Genomic DNA, 22944 nt, shown 5'->3' with positions numbered 1-22944 from the left:
GTTACGAAATATTACTGCTCAGATTTGTGTTCCTTTTCAGCATTATAGAGCAAGTGTATAATTTCATCGTATGGTTTATCTTTATTGTGCCGTGATCTTAGCACAGCTACATCTCTTGGGTTTTTTCCATCTTTATTTCTGATTGTAGGATTTGCACCTTTCTCCAATAAAAACCTTATGATTTCTAAATCCCCTCGATACGCAGCATTGTGAAGTGCTGTACTTCCATACCCGTTGATAATATTTACATTAATTCCTTCGTCTATCAGAAATTTGACAACTTCTAAGCATCCTTCTCCTGCAGCATAATGTAGTGTAGTAAGTTTAAAAATTTGCGTATCTATATCTAATAAATTTTTTACTGAAAACTTCGCAATTTCTAAGTTACAATTTTCAGATGCAATCCGCAATATTGTTTTATAATTATCTGTAGCTTTTGCTTTCGTATAGCAATAGGTAATAATAACACATACTACTGTTACTATAAACCACCAAAAATGTAGCTTATTTCTTGAGTCTCTGTTCATATTCAATACTTTTTTCAACATTAAACATTTGGTTTACTGATTTTTTCTTAACGTTGATGCTGATAACACAGTGCGATAACCTGAACTATCTAACACATGTTCTGCTCTGTCAATTATCCATTCACCGTCTATATCTTGATGAAACCCTAATAAACTGAGTTTTGCCTCTGCAAATAGTTCTGGATTACCAGGCATAGTAACATCCAATACTGCATTATTTCGCTTTAATTGTTTTAACTTAGCATTTGCTGCACTTAGTGCTGATTCTACATTAGAGTAAAGCGTTTGTATAGTATAACTTGGGCTACCAAAGCCAACTGTTTCTGGTCTGGTAGAGACTTATGACCTTGAAATCAGCGATTTGGTCTCATAACCATAGTCTCCCCAAAAGAACCGTGCTTGCGGATTTCCCGCACACGGCTCCACAATACAGCGTTCACACTAGTGCTCTGTGTATAAAGAAACATATACCTTTGGTTTTGGTAATGGATTTACTTTTAAATAGTGTATAAATTGTTCCCAATCGATACTTTTCTTTTGACTACGTCGGTTTATCCACTTAAATGCTAACTTTGTTGCCAGTCGATTGAATTGAATCAAACACCGATAATTTCCGCTAACTCCGAAGTAGCTATAGTGTCCTGTTAGTTTGGCTTTAAGTTTCTGCCACCAATCTTTGAGACAGATACGACTTCGTACCATCTTCAACCACTCTTTGATTTCTTTAATCTTTCTAGCTAGGCTTATTTTTGAAGTTTTCTGCTTCATCATAAGTTTACCATTACGACTTTTTCCACAATAATGTGTAAATCCTAGAAAGTTGAAGCTAGCCGTCCTACGTTTCTCTCTTTCTGCTTGATACCATTCTTTCTTACCAAACTTTACTATTTTTGTTTTATTTTCAGCTATTTCCAATCCAAATTTACTTAGTCTTTGTTTCAGTAATTCTAGAAATTCTTTTGCGTCTTCTTCCCTCTCGCAGCCAACTACAAAATCGTCGCAAAACCTTATTAGCTGTATATATCCTCTGGCTTTTGGCTTAAATTTCTTTTCAAACCATAAGTCCAGCACATAGTGTAAGTATATATTAGCTAATACAGGGCTTACTATACCACCTTGTGGTGTGCCTTGATCGGTTGCTTTGTAACATCCAACTTCGACTATTCCTGCCTTTAGAAATCGTTTTATTAACCACAATAAATTTGGGTCAGCTATTCGTTCCCTTAGACAATTCATTAGCCATTTATGTTGAACATTATCAAAGAACTTCTTGATATCCACTTCTACAATATAGTTAATTGGTTTGTGCATAACTGCTTTATCTAGAGCGTTTATCGCCTGATGACAATTTCTTCCTGGTCGAAATCCATACGAGCTGTCCATAAAGTTTGCTTCATAAATATTTTCTAATATCTTCTTTAGCATTACCTGTACCAACTTTTCTTCTGTTGATGGTATTCCGAGACCGCGTTTTTCCTTGCTTCCAATTTTGGGTATGTATACCCTTTTCACTGGTTGCGGTCGGTATTGCTTTCTCTTCATACTATCCACTAGCGTTCTAAGTTTCTCTTCTAGATTTTCTCCATAAGCTTCCACTGTCACACGATCTATACCGCAAGCCTTGTTGCGTTTTAGTTCCTTGTAACACTCTGCAAGATTCTCTTCATTAATCAAATGAACTAGCGATGTAAATTTTACTCGCTTATCTTGCTTAGCCCTTACTGCTATCTGGTTTAGTTTTCCTTGCATACTCCTCCAATCTCTGTTGTATTGGTATAGCAATCCCTATACCAGTCACTATATTGCTAACCGCTTCCCCTTGTATGTGGCTTTCCCACACTCCGAGTACTATCAGTTAGTCCGACTTCCTTTGCATCTTCCTCCAGTCCTTGCCTTTATTGACTTGTTCCAGAGTACCCTTACAGGAATACAAAGGATCTCCCAAGTTCACGTAAGGTCCATCTCAACACATGACGCGGCCTTCGATCCCGATGGGGTGAGTAATATCTTTCCTTAGCGTTATTACCCATGTTGCCTTCCACCAAATGTAAAGTGTCGGCCCCCATGACGCGTGAATTACGGGACTTAATACCTTCACTTTCGTTGCACCCTATGTTGTCCATTCCATTAGCTTTACTACGCTCGTTACCTTACGCAGCATAATGGTTTGTTCCAGGTTGCTGGCTAAGCTTTACCCGTGTTGGATTTTCACCAACTGTTCCTTACGCACTTCTTGGCGCACACATAGTTTCACCTCTTTCATAGCTATGCCATTTTGCAACCACTGAGTTGTACCTACTCACAGTAAAATGCACTTTCCAATTTATCGTGTCTTGAGGTCTAATAGCTGTTGTTCCTAAAGCTTTTCCAGTTGCCGACTTTGCTCTGCCTTTTGGAATAAAAAGTATGTATCCGCCAGCTAACTTTGCCATTGCCTCACGTTCTATTGCTATTTTTGTTAATAAACTTATATCACTTTCTTCTGTTTGGTTAATATGGGGAATCAACACATTTTCAAATTCTTCTGCAACTTTGCATCCATATCCGTGCTTTTCTGCTATTTCCTTAACCAAGTTACCTAGAGTAATTTGATGCCATTCTTTAGATACTTTCTCCTTTAATGATAGTCTTAAATTTGTTGCATGAGCCTTTATTAGTAAGGTTTTAGGTGGACTCTGTACCGTAATTTCATTAACTGTATATATACTCATGGGCGTCACTCCGATTTCCCTATACCCTAAAGAAATATTCAATTCATCTGGGATATTTAAGTTTTCATCTCTGTAATCAACACACACTTCAACTACATCGTCTATTGTCCCAGATTCATCGGTAAGGCGTAATGATATAACTCTATCTTTAATTGATTCACATTTATCTATTATAAAATCTGGCTGCATTTATTCCCAGATCTTCAATTTTGACTTTTGTATTGTTTTTTGAATAGTAGGGAGCTTTATCTTTAATCCTGCCGGTAAAAAGCTTCCGTATTCTGCCAAACCTAAGTTCTCTGCTAGTACTAATTCCACTACTCCATCCGTAAATCCGTAATGTTTCCAGCAAATCAGATCTAGCATTTCTCCTTCTTTGGCTAAATAATATATAGTCATCTATAGCTCTTCAAACTCAAACTAAATTCAACTTTTCTTGGTAGTCCATTAGGTAAAAAATACATCTGCTTTTCTTCTAACTTGGTAATTACGAATTGTCCTAAAATATTACCTAAACTATCTACTAAAACATGTGGGTTTTCAGCTTCTTTCATATTCTTTAATTGATTTAGCCCGTTGAGATTATGTGGATAAATCGTTCCTTCTAAATCTATATTTTCTATGCCTTGACCGATATTTTGTAATAGTGGTATATTTTCAATACACTCAATTGTACTCCAACGATTTTCTCTATTATACTTTAAACTTGTTGGAGCAAATTTATAAGGGGCAAGAGACAACATTTTAATAAACGGAGTCTATGGTATCAAATAAAACATCACGTGACTTTTCTCTTATCCTTTTTATTACTTCATCTGCAAGACTACGAACATCTTGATTTGGCTCTGCTTTAATGCTGATAGTATAATTATTAGTGATGTTCTGAGTTTTATTTTGTTCTTTATTTTCAAATTTACTCTTTGCAAATATCTTATCATTATCACTCTCTGTAAACTTTTTCTCCTCAATAAGGCTTTTGATTCTGAAGCTATTCTGATTTCTATTGGAAAATTCTTTAATTATACTGTTACCTAGCAAAGGATTTCCACTGTTGAGAATATTACTCTTTAGGGGACTATGTACTGCTTTTATTTCAGTAACAATACTTTTTCTTTTTTCAAATTCTTTCAGTGGACTATTTTTAGCAAATATGCTACTAACTGTATTTTCTATCCATGAAAAGGCTTCTCCTATAGGTTTAATGAGTGATTTTATGTATTCCAAAAAGCTAGAAAAAAAGTCTTTCACCTTTTGCCAGTTAGTCACAACAAGAGCTGCACCAGTAACAAGACTTGCTATTAAAAATCCAATCGGGTTACTCATTATAGCGAGTGTTATTGCTCTTAGTCCTGTTACTACTGCAGGAAAAACTGTAGCTGATAAAAATGAAAATACTCCAAGTAGGTTTGCTTTCAGACTAAAAATCGTACTTCCTAGCAATGTAAATCCGTATCCTAGTCCTACTGCTACAATTTTTAAACTTATTAAAGCTGCTATAGTTCTCATGATTGCTGTAGTTAAGGTTGGATATTTTTCTGCAAACTCTGCTATATATCTAGTTTTTTCTTGTAAAAATTCAGCTATAAATTTTAAAGTAGGCAGCATCACCGAGCCCAGGTTCATACCAACTTCAGCTATTGCATTTCGAAGGAGTCTTAATTTATTGGCTGTAGTGTCTGCACGATTTTTGAATTCTTTTTGCAGAGAGCTTCCGTACTTTTCTGTGTTAGCCAATAACTTTATTGCATCCTCATACTTATTAAAACTTCCAGCTAATAATGCAATATCATCTTGATATTCCTGACCGAAAAGTTTCATCAGGATTGTAGAACGTTCCTGATTATCCATTTTCTTTAGAGTTTGAAAAAAGTAGAGTAATGCTTCTTCCCCATTTTCACTTATTCTTTGCACCATTTCTTCTGTGGCTATACCCATTTCTTCTAGCGCTGCCTTAAATTCTTTTCCTTGTCCTTCAGCAGTTTGAAGCTTAGAAAGTAAAGCATTTATAGCAGTTGCAGCTTTTGCTGGTTGTTTGCCTAAACTAATGAAAGCATTTACTAAACTGCTGGTTTGTTCAAACTTTAATCCAAACTGCTTTGCAGTACCACCAACTATTGCTAGAGCTTCAACCATATCTTTTGCTTTAGCAGCAGTGTTATCTGATAAGTGGTTGATTACATTACCAACGTGCTCCATTTCACTAACATCAATTCCATAAACGTTAGAGAGTTTAGCTATGGAATCACCTGCTTGCTCTGCAGACATATCAAATGCTGTAGACATTTTTGCCACCGTTTCTGTAAATTTGAAAAGATCTTCTTTTTTGATACCAAGTTGACCACCGCTTGCAGCTATTTGTGCCAGTTCTGCGGCTGATAATGGTACAGTACGTGACATCTCTTTTAACTTTTTTGCAAATTTATCAGCTTCCTTTGTCTTTTCATCAAAATCAACTACTTTTGTAACATCAGCCATAGCACTTTCAAAGTCAATAGCAACTTTAATTGGTGCTGCAAGTGAAAGCCCTAGTCCAATAGTCTCTATAATTTGTGACTTAAAATGTGTCTTACTTGCTAAAAAACTTTGGTGACTACGTATTGCAGATCCAAGCTTACCATACTTACCTTTTAATACTTCAATAGAAGAGCCAAGTTTATGTTGGTCACTTACTAAGTACTTAATATTTCTTCCACTTTTTCTTACTTCTTCATTGAATGAATGCAAAGCATCTCTCTTCCTTAAGTATGCCTCTTTTGCTTTTGTTGCAGAAAACTTAGCTTTATCAAACTCAGCTTTTAAAGTTTTGCTTGGTTTCTCTATTGCTTTCATTTGTTTAGCTAAAGATTTTACTTGATCTTCAAAGCCCTTCCACGACCTCCTGCTAGTCAAAACATCACTACCCAACTGCTTAAATTTTGATACTGATTTTAAAGATGAATCAAGCTTTCTTATATTCTCACCAAGACGGGTAAGTTGACTACTGCTTCCCTTTATTACAGTATTAAAACTGCCATCAAGTACCGCACCTATTTTTATCGATAATACTGACATTTGAACTCCCTAGCTAATTTGCTCCATAAAATAAACTCACTAATCTCCATATCAAGAATGTGCTCAACTCCACCACCTATGATAGAGCCAAGCACTAGTATTTCTAATCTCAAGTTTTTTGGATAATCGGTGAAAAAAAATCCTTTAATACCTCTTGAATTTTCACATAATCAGCAATATCTAACTCTTCAATTGCTTCTTTTGCAACTGATGTCAGGTTGGCAGTCAAAGTTACTTCCTTACTTAGATCACTACCATTAAGTCTCTCAATAGCTAGATAATCTCTAACTTTTGGACGTCTAATGGTAAGCTCTGAGACAGAAATTCCATCAACTGTTATTGGGTTATTAAGTGTTATAGCTTGCATGTTCCTCCTTAAAAATTAATTAAATAAAAGTCTATATCGGCTTTTACATAACTAATTTTTTTACTATAGTTTTTGTGTTTGATTAACGATCCTTTATACTAAATTTCTCAATATAAAGATGATAGTAGGGGTTATTTTTCCTCAACTTGAATTAATTCTTGAACTTCATCGACAGAAAGACCTGTACACTTGACAATAGTGCTAATATCAACATTATTAGTCAACATCGCCCTTGCAACTTCAATCTTTCCTTCTTTTTTGGCATCATCAAGTTTTTGAGCAAGAACAGCTTGTTCATCACGAATACGCTTGACCTCTTGTTCGTAGGCTATAAATTCTTTTTCTGACCAGTTGAACCTATTTAGCTCTTCATAAGCTTTTTTGATTATTACGTCATTTCCTATTATCCTTTCCAGCTCTTCTTCACCTGTTTCGTCAGCGTGCTTAAAAAAATATACCCACTTCTCAACTATATTTGAAAGCTGATCTTCTTTAGTTTTGGGAAATTTAGGCAATTCAATAAATACAAAGTAAAAATCTTTTAGATCGTGCTCATTAGTATCTTCATCGCGAATAGTGTGCTTTGATTTATACTCAGACTTATCAGGAAACAGTATACAATCTGCTATAGCAATAAAAATAATTTCCTTAAGATCATGGTATTGATCACCCTTGTCAGCTTGTCTTGAATAGGCTTTAGCAGCATAGTACTGAGCTCGTTTTTCAAAGCCTTTGGTTTTAGCGACCTGCATCTCAATTATCCATTGTACTCCTGTTGAATCTCTACATAGCACATCAACAATACTTTGTTTTTTAGATGCAATATCAGGATCTTGAATAGTACTTAAAAACTCTATATCCTGTATTGCATTTTTGCCAGTAAAGCTCAAAATATCATTTAGAAAGTGAATGAGGATATCTTTATTCTTTTCAGTACCAAAGATACGGCGAAATGCTATATCATTTTTAGGGTCGAGAAATTTAGATAAAGCCATAGCAAAAATTCCTAAAAACCGTTAATAATTATACAGTATTATTAGTAATTTTTCAATAAAAAAGTGGTTGTATGAAAAAGCATCCATCTATTCCATTAAATCCCTAGAATCGTTTGCAGCAAGGCCATTTGATCAACGCCATTTATCTTTCTAATCATATTTTCAGCATCGATCTCTATTAATTCATTACCACCTATAGTAAGTTTATAGTAATGAGCAGCTATAGTACACTTCAGCGTTGCTTTTTCAGCAGGTTTCCAGCTACCAAAATCAAATTCTTTGAATATGCCTCTTAGATTGATTACTACAGCTTCAATATCGTTACTACCACTCCCTTGCATTCCACCTCTGAGCGTCAAAGATACTGAATTTCCATTTATCAACCCAAATAACCGAAAGAGCTCTGTATCGTATTCAGAAAAAGTGAAATCTGCTTCAAGCTTTTCCATGCCCATATCAATATTTATTGGAATATCCATACCACCAGCTCGATATTCTTCTGTTTTTATGGTAAGTTTTGGTAGGGTCATTTCATCTATTTTTCCTGCATAACCACGACCATCTACAAATACGTTAAAATTTCTCAGTATTTTGGGTAACACTTCGCTTTCTCCTAACTTATTACACTATTATTTACAAGATGGGATCTGAATATTATTTGCTCAGCCGGATATGGTGGTGTAAACTCAAAGTCAAAGTATACTTTTCCGCTTGCAATATTCGCCGGTGTATTGAGTTCGGGAGTTGCATAGCATTTTCCACTGATAATCGCTCCTTGGGCTTTTAAATTGGCCAAATAGGAATTCACCCCCTCAATCACATCATCTATATAAGTTTTAGTGATATTGCGATCAACTGCCCATAAATGAGCCCTAAGTAAACTATCGTTAATTAAATCAGCCGTTCTTCTCACTGACAGAAAAGCCCATTTCGAGTCATTTGAACATGTTCTATTGCCCCAAAGCCTATAGCCATTTTGATGAATTATCGTTGTTACTTCATTTTCATTTAAATGGTTTGCTCTACAATTTGTATTACCGAGCGTAAAATCAATAGGCCTGCTTGTTCCAACAATACCATTTATCTCTTTATTTGAAGGTGAGTGCCAAAATCCTTGTTCGCTATCTACTTTTGCTATTAAACCAGCTACAAATGGGCTTGCTGGCAAAATTTCTTCTTTTCCTTCAATAAATACCTTAATCCATGGATCAACTACGTAAACTCTTGAGCTGCCTACACTTTTTCTCCACTTGATTGCTTCTTCATCATTGGTATTTGGTCCATCTGCTACTATTATGCTTCTCAGCTTTTCTGCTATAGGAATTAATGCTGCAACCACTGCATCTTCTGGTAGTTGGTAAGTAAACTGAGGTGCAATTAATATTCTTGGAGCAACATGAACTATACTTTCACTACTGAGGGATGCCTCTATCCCTTGATACTCTCCAGTCTCTTTATCAACTCCTCCAATTATATTCTTCAGCGTCTCTTCTTCTTTTAATTTTGGATCGCTGTTTTCACTTTCTTCAACTCGAATAACTACTACTGTTGCACCGATTTGGGAAAATATTCCATTTACTGCAGAAGGTAAACTGCCACTCTTTCCGAGCTTTGCTGCTTCCTTTAAGCTTCCTGCAACTAACACTGGTTTATTTAGCGGAAATTTTTGCTCATCAGCTTCAGGTGCAGTACCGATTACACCTATCACTGATGATTTAGCTGCACGTACTGTTTTTGCCCCTGAGGTTACCTCAATAACATTTACTCCGTGCAAAAATTCTTCAGCCATTTCTTTGCATCTTTTGTTTAAAATCGTTTAGTAAGTTCTCTAGCTCTCGTTCACTCTTGGCTTCTTCAATTTTCCTCTTCGCCATGTCTTCCAACTCCTCGCATTTCACTATCGCTTTTACTGCTTTTTTCACTTTTTCCTCAATTATTCTTGCCATTTCAATAACCGTAATACCACGGACTTTTGCTAAAGGTTCTATAATTTCTTTATCCTTTGCATTCATAGATTCTGGTGCTGCTAAGATGTTCTCTGCGGCTTTCGCTTGAATCTCATAAGATTTAGACTTCTGGTAAGAATGTCCTGCGTATTGGTGAGTATGATTATCATAATAAAAACGCATACTATCAAGTGCAGAAAGCTTTGCATTATCCAGTAACTCCAACTCAATATCTTCTTGATTTCGCTGAGCAATTTCTCCTCCTTCTGTTAAACAATAACTTTTTTGCCAATCAAAATTCTTTGGCGCTTCATACCAATCATTTCCTGTTGGCTTGTTTTCAAGTATTGTTGTTTCAATCTGCTTGTGGTTTTCAAAACGTATATAAATAGTCACAAATTCCTCCTCATTGCCATATTTGATCAGTTCGTTCTAACCCTGGACATTGCCAACCCCTGAGCGTCCTTTCCACATCTACCTCAAGCCCTGTGGTGAGAAAATTGCTACGTATGTTATAAATCCCCCACTGAATAAATTGACCATAGTTGTGTACATAATTTGATGCAAGCATACCTTGACTAACTTGTGTTCTGGAATACAGGTAAGATGATGTGTAAAGTAATATTGCAACTGTTTTTCCTGCTGGAATCTCCACATTACCAGATCCAGCTAATTTGCTATCAGAACTCGTGTATTGGTAAACATTTTTCCATATTATTCTTGAAATTCTTGATTTATTAGAATTGGTATTATCTGGTGTTCCCACAAATAATCCTGCACCTCCATACTCCGTACTCGAATACGATGATCCAACAAATTCTATTGCTTTATTTATGTTCACATTGGTTGTATTTTTTACAAATACTACTCCAAGTGCAGCATATGGGTAATAGTATATCTCATCATAACTACCCGAAAAGCTTTTTGTGCATAACTCTCCGTAAATAAATGTTCCCTTGCTTCCCTCTATAAAACTTAGTTGTCTTGGCCGATAAAAACTAACGTAATCTGTATTGTACGTATGGCTACCTGCTAGTAGTTGTAACATATAGTCAGTTTTTGTTATATCACTACTCCACTTTCCAAGCTCTGTCGTAAAAGTTCCGTGGCCAAAATAATTATTTTTTCTGCCAAGTACACCAAATAAGAAAGGTAATGACCCTGGTTCAACCATGTTGCGCTTTCTTATTTCTTGTGTAAGCGACACTTTCAGCTCATCATCTCTAGTTTTTATCTCGTTTATAAGGGATGTTTTTAATTGGTTATCACGAGTTTCTATTTCCCTAATAATTGATGAGCCAGTGGTAACAGCACGAAAATCTTCTACTAAACCTTTAAGACCATCTTTATGACTATTACTAATGCTATTTATTGCTGCAATATTGGCATTCTTTCTCGTATCAAGTAGCGATAAATTTGTTGTTCCTTTTTCATCAATTCTCTTTAATAACTGCTTCTCTGATTCAGAGATCACTGCTAAAGAACTAGCTTTTTTATTATCCAGATCAGTTAAGTGTTTTTTTGCACTATCAAGAAGTTCTTTTAGCTTACCATCAGTCATCTGTACAATTTCAGAAACTGCACTTTTGTCGACTATTGATTCCAATGCTTTAGCAAGATATGCTAATTGATCTGGTGTACTGTTTGCTGCTAAATCCTTAAGCCTCTTTTGTAGTGCATCAATTATCTCTTTTACCTCAGTCATCTGCACAATGTCAGCAATAGCTTTTTTATCTGCTATCAATTCCAGCGATTTTGCAAGATATGCCAGTTGATCAGGTGTGCTATTTGCTGCTAAATCCTTTATCCTTTGGTATATTGCTTCTTTCATTTCCAAAAATTTAAAAAAGTCTCAAAATTAAACCGCTCAAAATTACTCTTAAGTTGATTATGCTCATCTTCTCTTTCGGTAATATCTTCATCTATTTTCTCAATTGTGGTACGGATACGAGCAACATCCTGCACAGCAATATTTTCTGGATGTGGTAGTGTATATCCTCGTTTGCTTTGGTCATTTGGCATTGATTCAAGTAATAATCACTCGCAAATTTTTGACTTTAGGACGATAGACAACTGTTCCACTTAAAACCAATTTTATCTTTGTCTCATTGCCATTAAAGTTTGTCAGTATGTGGACTCTCTCTACCCAATTTTCTCCAATTGGTTTTCCTGATGTTAAATTTACTAATTGCCAATCCACGTTTTTTTGTACATATGCTTTAACATCTGCAGTGCCAGGTATTAGCGCATCATATGTTATGGTAATCTTAGTGTTAGCCCCTGCTGTAATGCTTCTCGTTACATAATCTCCGGACTCTGAAAGATTACCTAGAACTAGCTGTAACCCAGGATAGAGAACAGGACTTTTTTCTCGCCCTCCTTTTAGGCTTGCTTTTACCGTTAATTCCCCATTTATTCTTTCGCGCAGTGCAAGCGGCAAATTATCAGACAAAAAGTTCTCTTTTCCCTCTTCATCTGTTAAGATAAATTCTACATTGGTATCAAATGCTACTTTTTCGACGTTCGTCAAAACAATTAAATCTGATACGTTATTTGCAGTAACTTTGCCCAGATCAATAACGTGAGAACTTTCGCTAAATTTTGCAGCTAGTAATCGAAACGTTAAATCTAAATTTTGATGTGGAGTCCACGTACTTGCATTGCTAGACGACAGTAATACTCCTACTTGATATGGCTGGCTTGTTACCCAACGGCTATTTACTGCATCATATTTGCCAAGTTCTGCTATTTTTACTGCAGTATCTGCATCATCAGTAAGTAGTACTATTGCATATTCCTCTCCTGCATGGCAAAACACTGGTGACCACTCTATACGTGTTGCTGTGCCATCTATCTTTATATCTTTTGGCTCAATACAACTTTCAGCAATGACAGTCTGCGAGGGCATTCCCACTGCTGTTTCTCTAATCTGCACAACAACACGTTTTTTGCCGCTATTTGTGAACCATAAATCTAGACCCCCTATGTGTCTGCTCTCATTTAAAGTAAATGTTTGTGCTAAAGGATCAACTCTTCTTGCTGCGATAACTCTTCTTCTTTCCTCTATGATAATAGTTTTTTTACCAGTATAAGTTGCTTCTCCATAACTTCCTTTATCCCCGTAAAATTGCACTAATTTAGTACCGGCTGGAATATTTGCTGGTACTTTCACCTTTCCCTTTAATTTTCCCTGATTGTTAGCTGTTAACATTTGGTTTTCCAGTTTTAAGTTATAGGTTGAATGTTTATTCCGTCAAATTTTATCTCTTTAAGCTTCTCATTTGGCTCAAAACCTTCAATTTCAAAATTCTGTATTGCTTCTCTCATAAATTCAGTTTCGTATGAAGTACTTGACAGCAGCTCTGTCGTTTCTTTAACATTAAATACTCTTGTTACTGAACTTTTCCAATTTGTTTTTACCTCCGTCCAGTGATCTATATTTTTATTTAGAGTAATTTGTGCCGGTACTAGATCAAAAGCTTGGTATGGATTGATCTTTTCTCCTTTAGTCTGAGCTCTCTATTTACTATTGCTGCAGACTGCGAAATTCCTTGATCGCGCATATCATCATCAAAGAATGAATCAACAAATACTCCTTTTTTGGTGGTAGGTTCTCTTGAATTTGCATCATTGCGTAGACGTTCCTCTGCAACCAGCGCATAAAGATCATTTATTCCTTTTTTCATTGCTTCAAGCTCATTCATCGGTACAGCATGAATAGCATTATTCACTATTTTTACCCCTTCGCCTTTTTTCCACGTCTGATGAATGTAGCAGAGTAAAAGTTGTCCACTAGGCGCTCTAGGCATCGATGGTCGCCAAGGGTGAGCTATACCTTTTATTCTCCTTACCACCCCTTTGCTATCGATAGTAATTAAATCAAAGCGTGGCATTTTCCAGGTGTAATCAATCAAAACCAGACTGTTATCAACTGCTCCTTTTACTTTACACCCCTCTTCACTTATATCTTCAGGAATTACATGAGTGCGGCAGCGGTAAGTTATTTGATAACTACTTCCAGGAGCTGGTTCTTTACCTGGTAATGACCAATCAACGTTTCCTGCGTTTAATTTGTAATCTATACTATTTTCATAAATAACATTGCCTTGTTTAACTTGAATAATCTCAAGTACTGCAGAGTCAGGTATCGGATCAATAGCTCCAGAATATGAACCATGAGTAATGGTAATGGTTTTTTGAACAGTGATATCTACTTTTTTAATTTCACTGATTGGAAAATCATTAACTTTAAGTTCCATTACTCTTTGGCTATTTGGCTGAAAAGTGTGTGGTTCTGATTCAACTGATTTTATATTCGGATCTTCATCAAAAGAAACACGAATGCTGTGAGGAAGTTCAATCTCATAACCATCAACATGAGCTTTGCCCTCATTAATCACAAATATTTTTTTTCCTCCTTCTCCCTCTTCCTTTTGCAGGAACATTACTTCAAGACCATTTACGACGTAGGAACCATTTGCTTCTTTATCATAACGAGCAAGAGCAGTAGTTACTATGTTTGCTTGTGGTGGCGGTGAATGTTCTATTAATACTCCATTTTCAATATTGTAAATTGGATAAAACTCTCCTTCAGAAAAACGTGGAGAAAGACCTTCATATTGATAACCCCAAATGGTGGAAACTTTAAGCCTTGCTGCCCCTACTTCTTGATAATTTCTTGTACCAACAGCAGGATCACGAAGATTTTCATCCTCAAGTTCTGTAATCGTAGATTCTAGATAATAAACACCGATACGCACTGTGGTACTCAGTGGAATAACAAATTCTTCTTTTTCGACTTTTCTAACTGCACCACGCAGATAGATTTTTCCTGATTCAAGCGTAACTTTACCAGTTTCTCTATCTATAATACAATTGCTTCCTGTTATAACATCACCATCGCGAAATATTGCATCACCTATACCTTTAAGCTTAGAAAGAGCATACTCCTGAGTCTCATTTAATTCTGCAGACTGTAGACCTCTTCCAGCAAGAAATAAGCTTTTCTCATATTCTTTGTCAGGATTAAAGCGGTTATAATAGGCGTTTAAAGTCATTTAATGCTAGAAAAATTCAAAAAGTTACAACAAATGAAAAAGTTTCCCTGGTTGCTGCAGTTCTGATAAGTGGTACGGTGTGTTCTAAAACTAACAAAATTCCCGGATTTTCCACGTCTTTTGGCTCGAAATATCTCTGTCCTTCAGGTAATTCTTCTTTTACTTTAGTACCAACCATAACCCCTAATTCCCGTATAACTTGATTTGCTGCATCCGTGAAATCGAAAGTGAATTTGAGAAAAAGATTGTTGGTTGGTACATTTGAGGGCCTAAACCTTCCAGAAAGAGTCAAAAGCTCTCCATTTTCATCACCTGTGCAGAATAGCACTTCATCTGCAGTACGTCTGCCAAGTTCATTGAGTAGTTTTTGAGAAGTAATAGGCTCCGGTGGGGTGCTTTCAACTATACTCTACAGTAACTGCACTATTTGCCCTGATAGAGCTATTTTCCGTACGTTTTATTACACCACTACTGCTATCAACTATATAATCTATACCTGGCTGATAAGTTGTTTGTCCTGTAAAAACCCTTACATCTTTAATAGTATGGTGATCTAGAGCTATTTCACCCTCAACAAAAACTTTTTCGACCTGATGGCTACTTTCCCAATTTGAGTCACCACTGCCCCAGGCAAGATGTAGAGATTGCTCTTTTATGCTTGCTGCTATTGCTGCTCTTCCTGACTGTGTAAGAATTGACATTTGAAAATTTGACTCCTGTATATATATTCACCAAAATTACAAAAACTGTTCAGTTTTTTTAGGAAAATTCTTCTTTTTTTCATAATAAATTTTTGTTGACTAATCTTTAATCTATTTTAGACATAACATATTTGCTTTTAGATATATGATAGCTAGTGAGGAATTTTGGGAAAGTAATTTAGAAATGCCAGTATCCTTTTTGCTTAAGGATTTTCAAAATCCAAGTTTACGTGAAAGTTGGCTTAATTCTCTTTCTGGTAGACAATTAAGTGTGATCTTTAACCATTACTTTCAGAATAAACAAAACAGGCAATTATTTAAAGACTACGAAAAATGCGATGATATTTCAACTCAGCAAAAACGCAAGATGCTTATTAAAATTTCTGGATCTCTGTTTGATTATTACTTAGTCAATCGTTTTAGTCGTGCAAAATCAGAAACAACTATAGCTGAAGTAGCACAGTCTGTATTAAGCCAAGATCTTCTGAAATCATTTCTGTTGCAAAATAACAAATATAACAAAAAGTCCTTGTTGTTTACTCTCTTTATAACTAATCGTAACTTACTAAAACAAATTTTCTGCTTTAATCAAGTACAGAAAAAAGGGTTTTTACCTTTCGTATTAAAAAATCCTCCAAGACAAAAGTCCACTTCATTTAAGAATTTTTTATCAGAAAGTACAATACAGGAAATATTAAAACAGCATGATCTCTCGGAAAATGATAGTTTTGAAAGTCAGTTTCAAGAACTCTTTTACTACCAAAATAGTATTTACTTATTTATACGACGTGCTAGTAAAGATGAGGATTTATTAATCAGTTCAAATAAGGTAATACACGGTTATAAACCTAGTAGAATTATTATTGACTTTGCTTTAAACGCTAACCAAGTAAACCTATCTATTCAAAGTTTTGATCAAGGATTAAAAATAGCAAATAGAATAGTAAGCTGTTATTTTCAGCGAGAATGTTCATTTACTAACATGCGCCACCAAAATACAACAGCACAAGTGAGGACTTTTTTGAATGACTGTGTAAAACAACATGTACCTGATATTCGCCTATTTGAATTGAAATTTGGTCCATCTAAATCTAAAACTAATCTTACGTTAAACACGGATAATATTGAAGAGTGGTTGCAGAAGATAGAGCATTCGGTTGGTAGTGTACTGCATGATGTTTCGCTTGTTCAGCATATCAAAGTATTGTTCAAAAGTAAAAAAGTTACTTTATCCTTTCAGACAGACACGCAATACGCAAATTATATAGAAATTGATTACTCAGAATATGTTCTCAATATAAAAGAACGAGATGATTTTAAGTCTTTAATTAGAGATAGCTATGGAATTACCGTTTTGTCGAAAACACTCTCAAGATATTGATAATATGTTAGTAAATAGGTCCTGGGTAAATCCTGACGAAAACTATATAGAGGCTGCAGAGTATCTCAGTCAGCTTGATTTTGTTAAACTTGAGAAGTATTACTTCGTTATTTGTGCTAATGATTTAGATCTTGATTTTCCAAATATACAAAATCCTTATTGCAAAAATGAGGTTATCATTTCTCATGGTTTTGATGAAGATTGCGATGATCTAGCTTGCGAGGATTGTGGTCGTGATATTTTTCCTGATACTTATAAAAAACAGCGTTATCTTGTGCTTTCAATTAAACTCAATACGGAAAAAATTATAAGTTGGTTTGAAAAACTATTAATAGGACTCATATGGGAAAAGGCGGCAAATGGGATATATCATATAAGTTTTAAAAGTAAAATAGTAAGCGTTATCATACCAACTTTATGTACTGATAAGTCATATTTAACTGTAGATAGGTTAAGAACTAATGTTGCTGTTCTTATAACTTTTGGAAAAGAAGACTTAAAAATATTGTTAAGCCTATACACTATTCCCATGGCTGATTTAATCTGTGAACATCAAACTCTAAATCAAATACTAAGCGAAGCAGTTGAAAAAGGAGTACCAGAATTATTACCTAACGTTTCTTTTCAAGCATTCCCTTATGTTCCACTGCAAGAAACAACTCTCCCAGAAAAAAAGATACTGCGATTAAAAGTTGAAGATAATACTATTTATGTTAATAACGTTGAAATTATAGGCAAACAAGCAACTTCAAGCATCCGCATTTTTAGAGTATTACTTAAACAATTTTTGCGTGACTTGGAAGCAGCTAAAGAATATAAATTTCTTAGTATCATTCAAATAGCAGATAGTTTAGGTATTGAAGACCCAGAACAGCAGGTGCGCAGACCTCTTAACAGAATGCAAAAAACAATAGCAGAAAAGCTAGCTAGCACCTTGGGACTAAATATAAGACGAGATGATGTGATACAAGCATGTAACTGGTCAGGCTACCGGCTTAATCCATCTACCATTAACTTAAGTGCTAGCTAAGCTCCTTAGTCAATGTTGGACAGAAAACGCAGAAGGATACTTCTCTAAAATATACCGATACAATTCTTCAGCGCTTTTTTTGTCACCTGCAATGAAAGTAAAAAATTCAACTACGTCTCCTTTAATTTTGGCTAGTTTATACCAATCTCCTGCTCTTTCTCCTGTTGTCTCAACTATTATTTTATCTCCACGTGAATCTCCAATGTAAAACTTACTTTTATAAAACTCGCCACCAGGTAGTAAATGGAGTAGGTATTCTTCAATTCTATCAATTACTAACGCTTTTATTTCTTCTAGAGATTTATTCATAAAAGGTGCCCTCCAATAATTTATGATAAAAAAATGATTCTTTTATTCGCTTAGAAAGGTATCCAATCAAGCTCAGTATTTTCTGGAGTAATAACCGTAGCAATCTTGTTTTTTTCTCCGTATCGATCAGCTTCAATACCAACTTTTGCAGTAAACTCTAACCCATTAAAATCAGCTATAGAGTTGACTTTTCTAGCAATAACTGCTTTTTCTGAAGTGTCATTTGAATGAATGTTCTGTGCTGACTCTAAAATACTTCTAAGCATAGAACGTCCAGATTCTCCCCAAACATCTTCTCCTTCAACGCTTGCTTTGCCACTTTTGACACCTATAATCTGAAAAATCTTGCGTTTTGCATATGGACCTTCAGTGACAGTAAATTCAGCGTTTAAATAGATGCTGCTAGTAGTGTAGCTTTTCGTGAACCAATTTTCATAACCTCCAGGCTTTATTGCCATTTTTACCTTGACTGTTGTACCTTTCGGTATTAAACTGCTTTGCAGTTTCGCGTTATTAAAATCAGTTAAAAAATCTGTTAGCATATTGTTCCCTATAAATTAAGTAAAAAAAAGAATCAACTCCATTGATCTACAAGTTTCCAACGACCATTTATCTTATCGATGAGCTTACTTGCTACACGTTCACCATTTCGCAACTCAAATACTACTTGACGGGTAGTGCTTTCCTCATCATGAGCAAACATCACCATACCAGTACTGTAAAATCCACGTAAAGATCCAGCACCGCTTAGGCCTTGAAATGGATCTTCTTCCAGCATCTTTTTGGACAGTTTTTTTGTGTGGTGGGTGAGTATTATGCCCGAATCTGGATTAATAATATTTCTCAATCTCTCAAGTGTTTTTTGCAAGAAGAATAACATAGCGCTATTGTCGTTTTCATTGCCATATTCACTTGAGTTAAAAATGTTACGAAGAGGATCAATCGCAATAATATCAGGCTTAAAACGTTCTTTGACAGTATTTTTAATTTCATCTATTTCTTCACTGCTGAAAGATAATTGTACTCTTGGCGTGATAATTAAGTTGTTAGCAGCTACATCTAAGAGTTCTTTATCAAGTTGAAGTTGTTGCAAACGTTCTTTCATATATTCATATTCAATTTCAGTTTGCATGTAGAAGATTTTCAAAGGTCTATTTGGTGTCATACCAAGAAATGATCTACCTACCCCTACAACAACATTGCAAGCATTGATTTTTCTCCATATGAAAAGAGTCTGGAAGCTCTTTTACTCTAAACACGATGTTTACATCCTCAAAATTAATCTCAATTCGCTTAACTAACGTTCTAATAATATCACGTTTAGTTAGCCAGTCTGCATTATTAAGACTTGAGTTAATACTAGAGGAAAACCCCTCTAAATTTGTTACTACTAGAGTTAACTCTTGTGTGAGTTTTTTCTGATCAAATATCTTTTTCTTTTGTTCTTCAACCATTTTTAAGTTTTGTTTCATTGCTTTAATTCTTGGCTCAAATTCTTCTTGATCAATATATTCTTGAGCATAACTATCAATTAACCTTGCAATACCTCGTTTTAATTTATCTTCTTGTGTTTCAAGCAAAGCACTTTTTTGATCTAGTGGTGATTTTTTAAGTTCTGAAAGTCTACGTTTATACTCCTCTAATATTCTATTTGGATTTTTTAATAGATGTTTTACCTCTTCCCACACAGCCATGTCTAATGTATCTGTACGAATTAATTTGTTGTTACACATTTTATTACCGCCAAAACGGTATGAATCCGTGCCAACACAACGATAATATACCTGATTATTAGTTTTTTCCCCCTCCTTATTCCTTGCAGTGCTAGTACCATAATATGCATAATTGCAAAGCTTACATACTACTAAACCTTGCAATAAATGTCTTGCTCCTCTTTGTCTTGTTCTTGCTATTTTTCTATTCTCAGCTAATTGTTCTTGAACGATTTCAAATAAATCTTCGCTTACTATACTAGGTACTTTAATATAAATCCAATCCTCTTTTGGAACAGGATAAGTAGAATAATTATCTTTTGGATGCTCGCAGGAGTTTTTTTTCGGTCTTATATGTTTTAGTTTGACACCAAACCTTGTTTTACCAAAAGCTGCTTGTCCTTTATAAGCAGAGTTTTTTAACATACTCAAAACTACAGCCCTATCCCAATACTCTTTTCCAGTTCTCGTCATAATGGACATAGCACTTAGCCTACGACATACTTCTCCTATACTGGCTCTTTCTCTTCCTACCCAAGAAAATACTTTACGAACAACTTCAGCTTCTTCTTCATAAATCTCAAATAAGGCCTGTCCTGTTTCTGTATTTTTGTTTATATAACGATAGCCATAAGGAGCAGCACTCATTACACTTATACAACCCTTATTTGCTGCATAAATCTTTCCTCGACGACTTCGTTCCATGATTTTTGCACGTTCGTATTCTGCTATCATACCTTGCATTTGTAATAGTAATTGAGATTCTGGATTATCGCTAATTTGATGATTTAAAAAAATGACTTCCACTCCTAATTTCTTAAACTCTTCAAGTAATATCATCTGATATGCATACTTACGAGATAAACGATCAGGAGAATGAATATAAACCTTATCAATGTTACCTTCTGCTATTTTATCACGTAATTTTTCCAAACCAGGACGGATTATGTTAGAACCACTATAACCATTATCAATAAATTTATATTCATTTAATAATTTATGTCCATCCATACTAATTTGATTCTCTATAGCAGCAATTTGGCTTGCTATTGTATCTTCTTGTGCTTGCTTCCCTGAAGAAACTCTTGCATATAAACTAACTGTTACCATTTTACCGTCCTCAAATCTACTTTCTTATATTCAGAGTTTTCTTCCTTTTTGCTCGCTTTTATTGGTTTACTTAACACTAATTTTTCATACGCATCTAATAGATACAACTCTGCTAATCGATTTACTTCATAACTACAACTAATACGAACTATTAATTTCTTGTTGCCCATGAGCTCTACCATATATTATCCATCGAGACATATGGTTATTTGATCATTAGCTCTATAAATAAATTCAACTCTCCGTTCTTTTTGTAGAAGCTTTCGGGAAATAGTCTTCTCAAGTTTCAGGTTTATTGCAATATTGTTGGCGGAGTCCCAGCGGCCATATGAACGAGCCATGAAATCAGAAAATCGCTTTTGCCGATTTTAGGTGGACCACCCAGTACCAATAGACCTCTTTTCGTTAAAATTCTTGGTGAGATTATATCCTCTGGTATTGGCGTTTGATCACTTAAATATTCCTTTACGCTATAAAAAGGGACTTTTTGACCGATGTTGAAAAAGCTTTGTTCCATATTACTCCTTTTAAAATTAAATTTAGGCAACAGAAGCCAAGGTTTTGGCTTTAATTTTTGCAAGTAATTTACCTAAATGCGGTTCTTCAACCATATCAAGGCAGCCACTTCGATCTTTAGCGGGATATCCCCAAGAGTTAATAGTCTGACAGACAAATGAGCGAACCTCTGTACCATCATCTTTCTTGATTCCAACCATACTAATTACTTCATCAACAATACCTGGAATTTCACTAGCAGTTTTTGCTCCTTCACATTGAGGCAGCCAAGTTGGACGATTGCAGTCATCAAGATATTGACCTAATGTGCCAACTATGATGATGTCTTTATCTCTGATATGTTGAAACTGATTGAGCCAGGCCATCATTTCTTGTGCGAGTAATCCGTAAGCAGCTCTTTTATCTTCTCTTCCTGATCTATCTGAAAAAGCTTCAGGTTGCATTCTGGCCCATGAAAAACATAAACGTGATGCAACAGTTATGCTATCAATAAAAATAGAGCGGTATTTAGAAACCTCAGAAAGAAGATCTTTGTGCTTGCTACAGACATGCTCATAATGTTTTTGACTATACGCCTGATCAGACCTTAATGCAGGATTAGGACCACCTATGAGACATGCAATATCTCTTGCCTCATTCCAAGTACGAATACTGATTGAATCTCCTTTCCAATCTTGTACAGCTAGAAGTCCTGCTTCAAAATCAAGGCAAAGTGTTGTTGATTCATCGAGGGTTTTAAGTAGGCTAGTCTTGGCGATTCCATAAGGTCCAAAGATTACTATCTTCACACCTGTGACCATTTTTGCTCTTTCTTTGCTGTTTATTATTTTCATGCTTTTACCTTAATTTGCCACTATATATAAATTCACCAAATTTCAAAAAACTGTTCAATTTTTCTTATGCTTTTTTCCGTAAACAGGTGCAAATTTAGATCGCATTTTCTTGAGAATGTTGTACAAAGTAGTCCGTGACATATTGTTTATGTCTGCAACTTCAGCAATGCTGTGGTGTTTTAATTGTTCACATAAAACTTGCCACTTCTTTGGTAATTTTGAAATAATTTGCTCAACATCAATACGTGGTATCGCTTCATCTTCAAAACAGTAACTTTCCTGTTGCACATTATTTTCAAGCTTAGGAGTAGTACGTGAGTGTTTACGGACTAGATTATTAATACGATTTTTAACAACTTGCTTAGCAAAAGTTGAAAGACTGCCCTTAGTTTTATCATGCTGATCTATGCATGAAAGAAATTCACAGAAGAGGTCTTGTTCTATGTCTTCAATATCTTGATCAGTAAGCGATTTGTAATATTTTGCATAAAATTTTATTAAATTAACAACTTTAGGATCAATACCTGAATAAGAGTTTCGAGATTTCATAAGATGTATCCTTAAATGAAAGACTTAAGGATGAAACTTTCTTAGTAAATATTGTAGGACATGAAAAAAATACCTCAGACAATCGTGAGTTTTTTACCCTCTGAAAGTCTAGAATCTTTTCTAAATCTCAGACACTCAAAACTTTGATC

At 35.2% G+C, this 22944-nt stretch carries 23 protein-coding genes and 4 pseudogenes; 2 read left to right on the top strand and 25 right to left on the bottom strand.

Going from position 1 to position 22944, the window contains the following annotated elements; all coding sequences use genetic code 11:
* Positions 1-11 precede the first annotated feature (11 nt).
* The 17 genes and pseudogenes from OM967_RS01365 to OM967_RS08050 all read right to left on the bottom strand — a co-directional run bounded on the left by OM967_RS01365 (position 12) and on the right by OM967_RS08050 (position 15355).
* Positions 12-527 carry an ankyrin repeat domain-containing protein gene (locus tag OM967_RS01365; RefSeq protein WP_244226858.1) on the bottom strand — a complete coding sequence of 172 codons (516 nt, stop codon included), beginning with the start codon at positions 525-527 and terminating at the stop codon, positions 12-14.
* A 33-nt stretch (positions 528-560) separates the two neighbouring features.
* Positions 561-722: a hypothetical protein gene (locus tag OM967_RS01360; protein WP_264337432.1), complete on the bottom strand. Its 162-nt coding sequence runs from the start codon at positions 720-722 to the stop codon at positions 561-563.
* Positions 723-968: 246 nt separating this feature from the next.
* Positions 969-2276 carry a group II intron reverse transcriptase/maturase gene (gene ltrA / locus OM967_RS01355; protein ID WP_264337431.1) on the bottom strand — a complete coding sequence of 436 codons (1308 nt, stop codon included), beginning with the start codon at positions 2274-2276 and terminating at the stop codon, positions 969-971.
* A 473-nt stretch (positions 2277-2749) separates the two neighbouring features.
* On the bottom strand, positions 2750-3427 hold the full coding sequence (locus OM967_RS01350; protein ID WP_264337430.1) for a hypothetical protein: 678 nt from the start codon (positions 3425-3427) through the stop codon (positions 2750-2752).
* Positions 3428-3637, bottom strand: a complete 210-nt coding sequence (locus OM967_RS01345) for a tail protein X (RefSeq protein WP_096676762.1) — start codon at positions 3635-3637, stop codon at positions 3428-3430. It abuts the gene before it with no gap.
* Positions 3634-3981 carry a phage tail protein gene (locus OM967_RS01340; protein ID WP_264337429.1) on the bottom strand — a complete coding sequence of 116 codons (348 nt, stop codon included), beginning with the start codon at positions 3979-3981 and terminating at the stop codon, positions 3634-3636. The genes OM967_RS01345 and OM967_RS01340 overlap by 4 nt, the downstream gene beginning before the upstream one ends.
* A gap of 1 nt (position 3982) precedes the next feature.
* A complete protein-coding gene (locus OM967_RS01335) occupies positions 3983-6289 on the bottom strand; it encodes a phage tail tape measure protein (protein ID WP_264337428.1) in 2307 nt (768 codons plus the stop codon).
* Between the two features lie 109 nt (positions 6290-6398).
* Positions 6399-6656 (bottom strand): phage tail assembly protein, encoded by a 258-nt coding sequence (locus OM967_RS01330; RefSeq protein ID WP_264337427.1) that lies wholly within the window; start codon positions 6654-6656, stop codon positions 6399-6401.
* 131 nt (positions 6657-6787) lie between these two features.
* Positions 6788-7651: an Rpn family recombination-promoting nuclease/putative transposase gene (locus tag OM967_RS01325; protein ID WP_264337425.1), complete on the bottom strand. Its 864-nt coding sequence runs from the start codon at positions 7649-7651 to the stop codon at positions 6788-6790.
* Positions 7652-7746: 95 nt separating this feature from the next.
* Complete coding sequence (locus tag OM967_RS01320) at positions 7747-8253, bottom strand: phage major tail tube protein (protein ID WP_264337382.1); 507 nt, start codon at positions 8251-8253, stop codon at positions 7747-7749.
* Positions 8254-8264: 11 nt separating this feature from the next.
* Positions 8265-9440, bottom strand: coding sequence for a phage tail sheath subtilisin-like domain-containing protein (locus tag OM967_RS01315; protein ID WP_264337383.1), 1176 nt, complete (start codon positions 9438-9440; stop codon positions 8265-8267).
* The gene (locus OM967_RS01310; RefSeq protein WP_264337384.1) at positions 9433-9993 is read right to left on the bottom strand and encodes a hypothetical protein; all 561 of its coding nucleotides are present in this window, start codon (positions 9991-9993) and stop codon (positions 9433-9435) included. The genes OM967_RS01315 and OM967_RS01310 overlap by 8 nt, the downstream gene beginning before the upstream one ends.
* A gap of 10 nt (positions 9994-10003) precedes the next feature.
* Positions 10004-11428 (bottom strand): hypothetical protein, encoded by a 1425-nt coding sequence (locus OM967_RS01305; protein ID WP_264337385.1) that lies wholly within the window; start codon positions 11426-11428, stop codon positions 10004-10006.
* Positions 11425-11619: a hypothetical protein gene (locus OM967_RS01300; protein WP_264337386.1), complete on the bottom strand. Its 195-nt coding sequence runs from the start codon at positions 11617-11619 to the stop codon at positions 11425-11427. The genes OM967_RS01305 and OM967_RS01300 overlap by 4 nt, the downstream gene beginning before the upstream one ends.
* A gap of 4 nt (positions 11620-11623) precedes the next feature.
* Positions 11624-12808, bottom strand: coding sequence for a hypothetical protein (locus tag OM967_RS01295; protein WP_264337387.1), 1185 nt, complete (start codon positions 12806-12808; stop codon positions 11624-11626).
* A gap of 14 nt (positions 12809-12822) precedes the next feature.
* Positions 12823-14654, bottom strand: a pseudogene (locus tag OM967_RS01290) (DUF4815 domain-containing protein).
* A 16-nt stretch (positions 14655-14670) separates the two neighbouring features.
* Positions 14671-15355, bottom strand: a pseudogene (locus OM967_RS08050) (hypothetical protein).
* Positions 15356-15500: 145 nt separating this feature from the next.
* On the opposite strand from OM967_RS08050, the gene OM967_RS01275 reads away from it, so the two are divergent.
* Positions 15501-16736 (top strand): hypothetical protein, encoded by a 1236-nt coding sequence (locus OM967_RS01275; protein WP_264337424.1) that lies wholly within the window; start codon positions 15501-15503, stop codon positions 16734-16736.
* On the top strand, positions 16696-17766 hold the full coding sequence (locus OM967_RS01270) for a hypothetical protein (protein ID WP_264337391.1): 1071 nt from the start codon (positions 16696-16698) through the stop codon (positions 17764-17766). The genes OM967_RS01275 and OM967_RS01270 overlap by 41 nt, the downstream gene beginning before the upstream one ends.
* Before the next feature lie 9 nt (positions 17767-17775).
* Here OM967_RS01270 and OM967_RS01265 read toward each other — a convergent pair whose 3' ends face one another.
* From OM967_RS01265 to OM967_RS01230, 8 genes and pseudogenes are all read right to left on the bottom strand, one after another.
* Positions 17776-18075 (bottom strand): hypothetical protein, encoded by a 300-nt coding sequence (locus OM967_RS01265; RefSeq protein WP_264337392.1) that lies wholly within the window; start codon positions 18073-18075, stop codon positions 17776-17778.
* A 50-nt stretch (positions 18076-18125) separates the two neighbouring features.
* Positions 18126-18617, bottom strand: a complete 492-nt coding sequence (locus tag OM967_RS01260) for a hypothetical protein (RefSeq protein WP_264337393.1) — start codon at positions 18615-18617, stop codon at positions 18126-18128.
* A 32-nt stretch (positions 18618-18649) separates the two neighbouring features.
* Positions 18650-19258: pseudogene (locus tag OM967_RS01255) on the bottom strand (AAA family ATPase); the annotation flags it as partial.
* On the bottom strand, positions 19254-20897 hold the full coding sequence (locus OM967_RS01250; protein ID WP_264337395.1) for a recombinase family protein: 1644 nt from the start codon (positions 20895-20897) through the stop codon (positions 19254-19256). The pseudogene OM967_RS01255 and the gene OM967_RS01250, both read right to left, overlap by 5 nt.
* A complete protein-coding gene (locus OM967_RS01245; protein ID WP_038249248.1) occupies positions 20891-21079 on the bottom strand; it encodes a hypothetical protein in 189 nt (62 codons plus the stop codon). Before OM967_RS01245 ends, OM967_RS01250 begins: the two co-directional genes overlap by 7 nt.
* A 134-nt stretch (positions 21080-21213) precedes the next feature.
* Positions 21214-21414 (bottom strand): annotated as a pseudogene (locus OM967_RS01240) (AAA family ATPase); the annotation flags it as partial.
* A 22-nt stretch (positions 21415-21436) separates the two neighbouring features.
* Positions 21437-22246 (bottom strand): ATP-binding protein, encoded by an 810-nt coding sequence (locus OM967_RS01235; protein ID WP_264337422.1) that lies wholly within the window; start codon positions 22244-22246, stop codon positions 21437-21439.
* A 54-nt stretch (positions 22247-22300) separates the two neighbouring features.
* A complete protein-coding gene (locus OM967_RS01230; protein WP_264337400.1) occupies positions 22301-22795 on the bottom strand; it encodes an RNA polymerase sigma factor in 495 nt (164 codons plus the stop codon).
* Positions 22796-22944 lie beyond the last annotated feature (149 nt).

It is taken from the genome of Wolbachia endosymbiont (group B) of Dolichovespula media (assembly GCF_947179505.1).
Classification (GTDB): domain Bacteria; phylum Pseudomonadota; class Alphaproteobacteria; order Rickettsiales; family Anaplasmataceae; genus Wolbachia.
This window is presented reverse-complemented; position numbering and strand designations above follow the sequence as displayed.

What these genes read in the sequence shown, in the direction of transcription:
- OM967_RS01365 (WP_244226858.1), bottom strand. Translation starts at nt 527, where the DNA reads ATGAACAGAGACTCAAGAAATAAGCTACATTTTTGGTGGTTTATAGTA.
- OM967_RS01360 (WP_264337432.1), bottom strand. Translation starts at nt 722, where the DNA reads ATGCCTGGTAATCCAGAACTATTTGCAGAGGCAAAACTCAGTTTATTA.
- ltrA (WP_264337431.1), bottom strand. Translation starts at nt 2,276, where the DNA reads ATGCAAGGAAAACTAAACCAGATAGCAGTAAGGGCTAAGCAAGATAAG.
- OM967_RS01350 (WP_264337430.1), bottom strand. Translation starts at nt 3,427, where the DNA reads ATGCAGCCAGATTTTATAATAGATAAATGTGAATCAATTAAAGATAGA.
- OM967_RS01345 (WP_096676762.1), bottom strand. Translation starts at nt 3,637, where the DNA reads ATGACTATATATTATTTAGCCAAAGAAGGAGAAATGCTAGATCTGATT.
- OM967_RS01340 (WP_264337429.1), bottom strand. Translation starts at nt 3,981, where the DNA reads ATGTTGTCTCTTGCCCCTTATAAATTTGCTCCAACAAGTTTAAAGTAT.
- OM967_RS01335 (WP_264337428.1), bottom strand. Translation starts at nt 6,289, where the DNA reads ATGTCAGTATTATCGATAAAAATAGGTGCGGTACTTGATGGCAGTTTT.
- OM967_RS01330 (WP_264337427.1), bottom strand. Translation starts at nt 6,656, where the DNA reads ATGCAAGCTATAACACTTAATAACCCAATAACAGTTGATGGAATTTCT.
- OM967_RS01325 (WP_264337425.1), bottom strand. Translation starts at nt 7,651, where the DNA reads ATGGCTTTATCTAAATTTCTCGACCCTAAAAATGATATAGCATTTCGC.
- OM967_RS01315 (WP_264337383.1), bottom strand. Translation starts at nt 9,440, where the DNA reads ATGGCTGAAGAATTTTTGCACGGAGTAAATGTTATTGAGGTAACCTCA.
- OM967_RS01305 (WP_264337385.1), bottom strand. Translation starts at nt 11,428, where the DNA reads ATGAAAGAAGCAATATACCAAAGGATAAAGGATTTAGCAGCAAATAGC.
- OM967_RS01300 (WP_264337386.1), bottom strand. Translation starts at nt 11,619, where the DNA reads ATGCCAAATGACCAAAGCAAACGAGGATATACACTACCACATCCAGAA.
- OM967_RS01295 (WP_264337387.1), bottom strand. Translation starts at nt 12,808, where the DNA reads ATGTTAACAGCTAACAATCAGGGAAAATTAAAGGGAAAGGTGAAAGTA.
- OM967_RS01275 (WP_264337424.1), top strand. Translation starts at nt 15,501, where the DNA reads ATGATAGCTAGTGAGGAATTTTGGGAAAGTAATTTAGAAATGCCAGTA.
- OM967_RS01270 (WP_264337391.1), top strand. Translation starts at nt 16,696, where the DNA reads ATGGAATTACCGTTTTGTCGAAAACACTCTCAAGATATTGATAATATG.
- OM967_RS01265 (WP_264337392.1), bottom strand. Translation starts at nt 18,075, where the DNA reads ATGAATAAATCTCTAGAAGAAATAAAAGCGTTAGTAATTGATAGAATT.
- OM967_RS01260 (WP_264337393.1), bottom strand. Translation starts at nt 18,617, where the DNA reads ATGCTAACAGATTTTTTAACTGATTTTAATAACGCGAAACTGCAAAGC.
- OM967_RS01250 (WP_264337395.1), bottom strand. Translation starts at nt 20,897, where the DNA reads ATGGTAACAGTTAGTTTATATGCAAGAGTTTCTTCAGGGAAGCAAGCA.
- OM967_RS01245 (WP_038249248.1), bottom strand. Translation starts at nt 21,079, where the DNA reads ATGGTAGAGCTCATGGGCAACAAGAAATTAATAGTTCGTATTAGTTGT.
- OM967_RS01235 (WP_264337422.1), bottom strand. Translation starts at nt 22,246, where the DNA reads ATGAAAATAATAAACAGCAAAGAAAGAGCAAAAATGGTCACAGGTGTG.
- OM967_RS01230 (WP_264337400.1), bottom strand. Translation starts at nt 22,795, where the DNA reads ATGAAATCTCGAAACTCTTATTCAGGTATTGATCCTAAAGTTGTTAAT.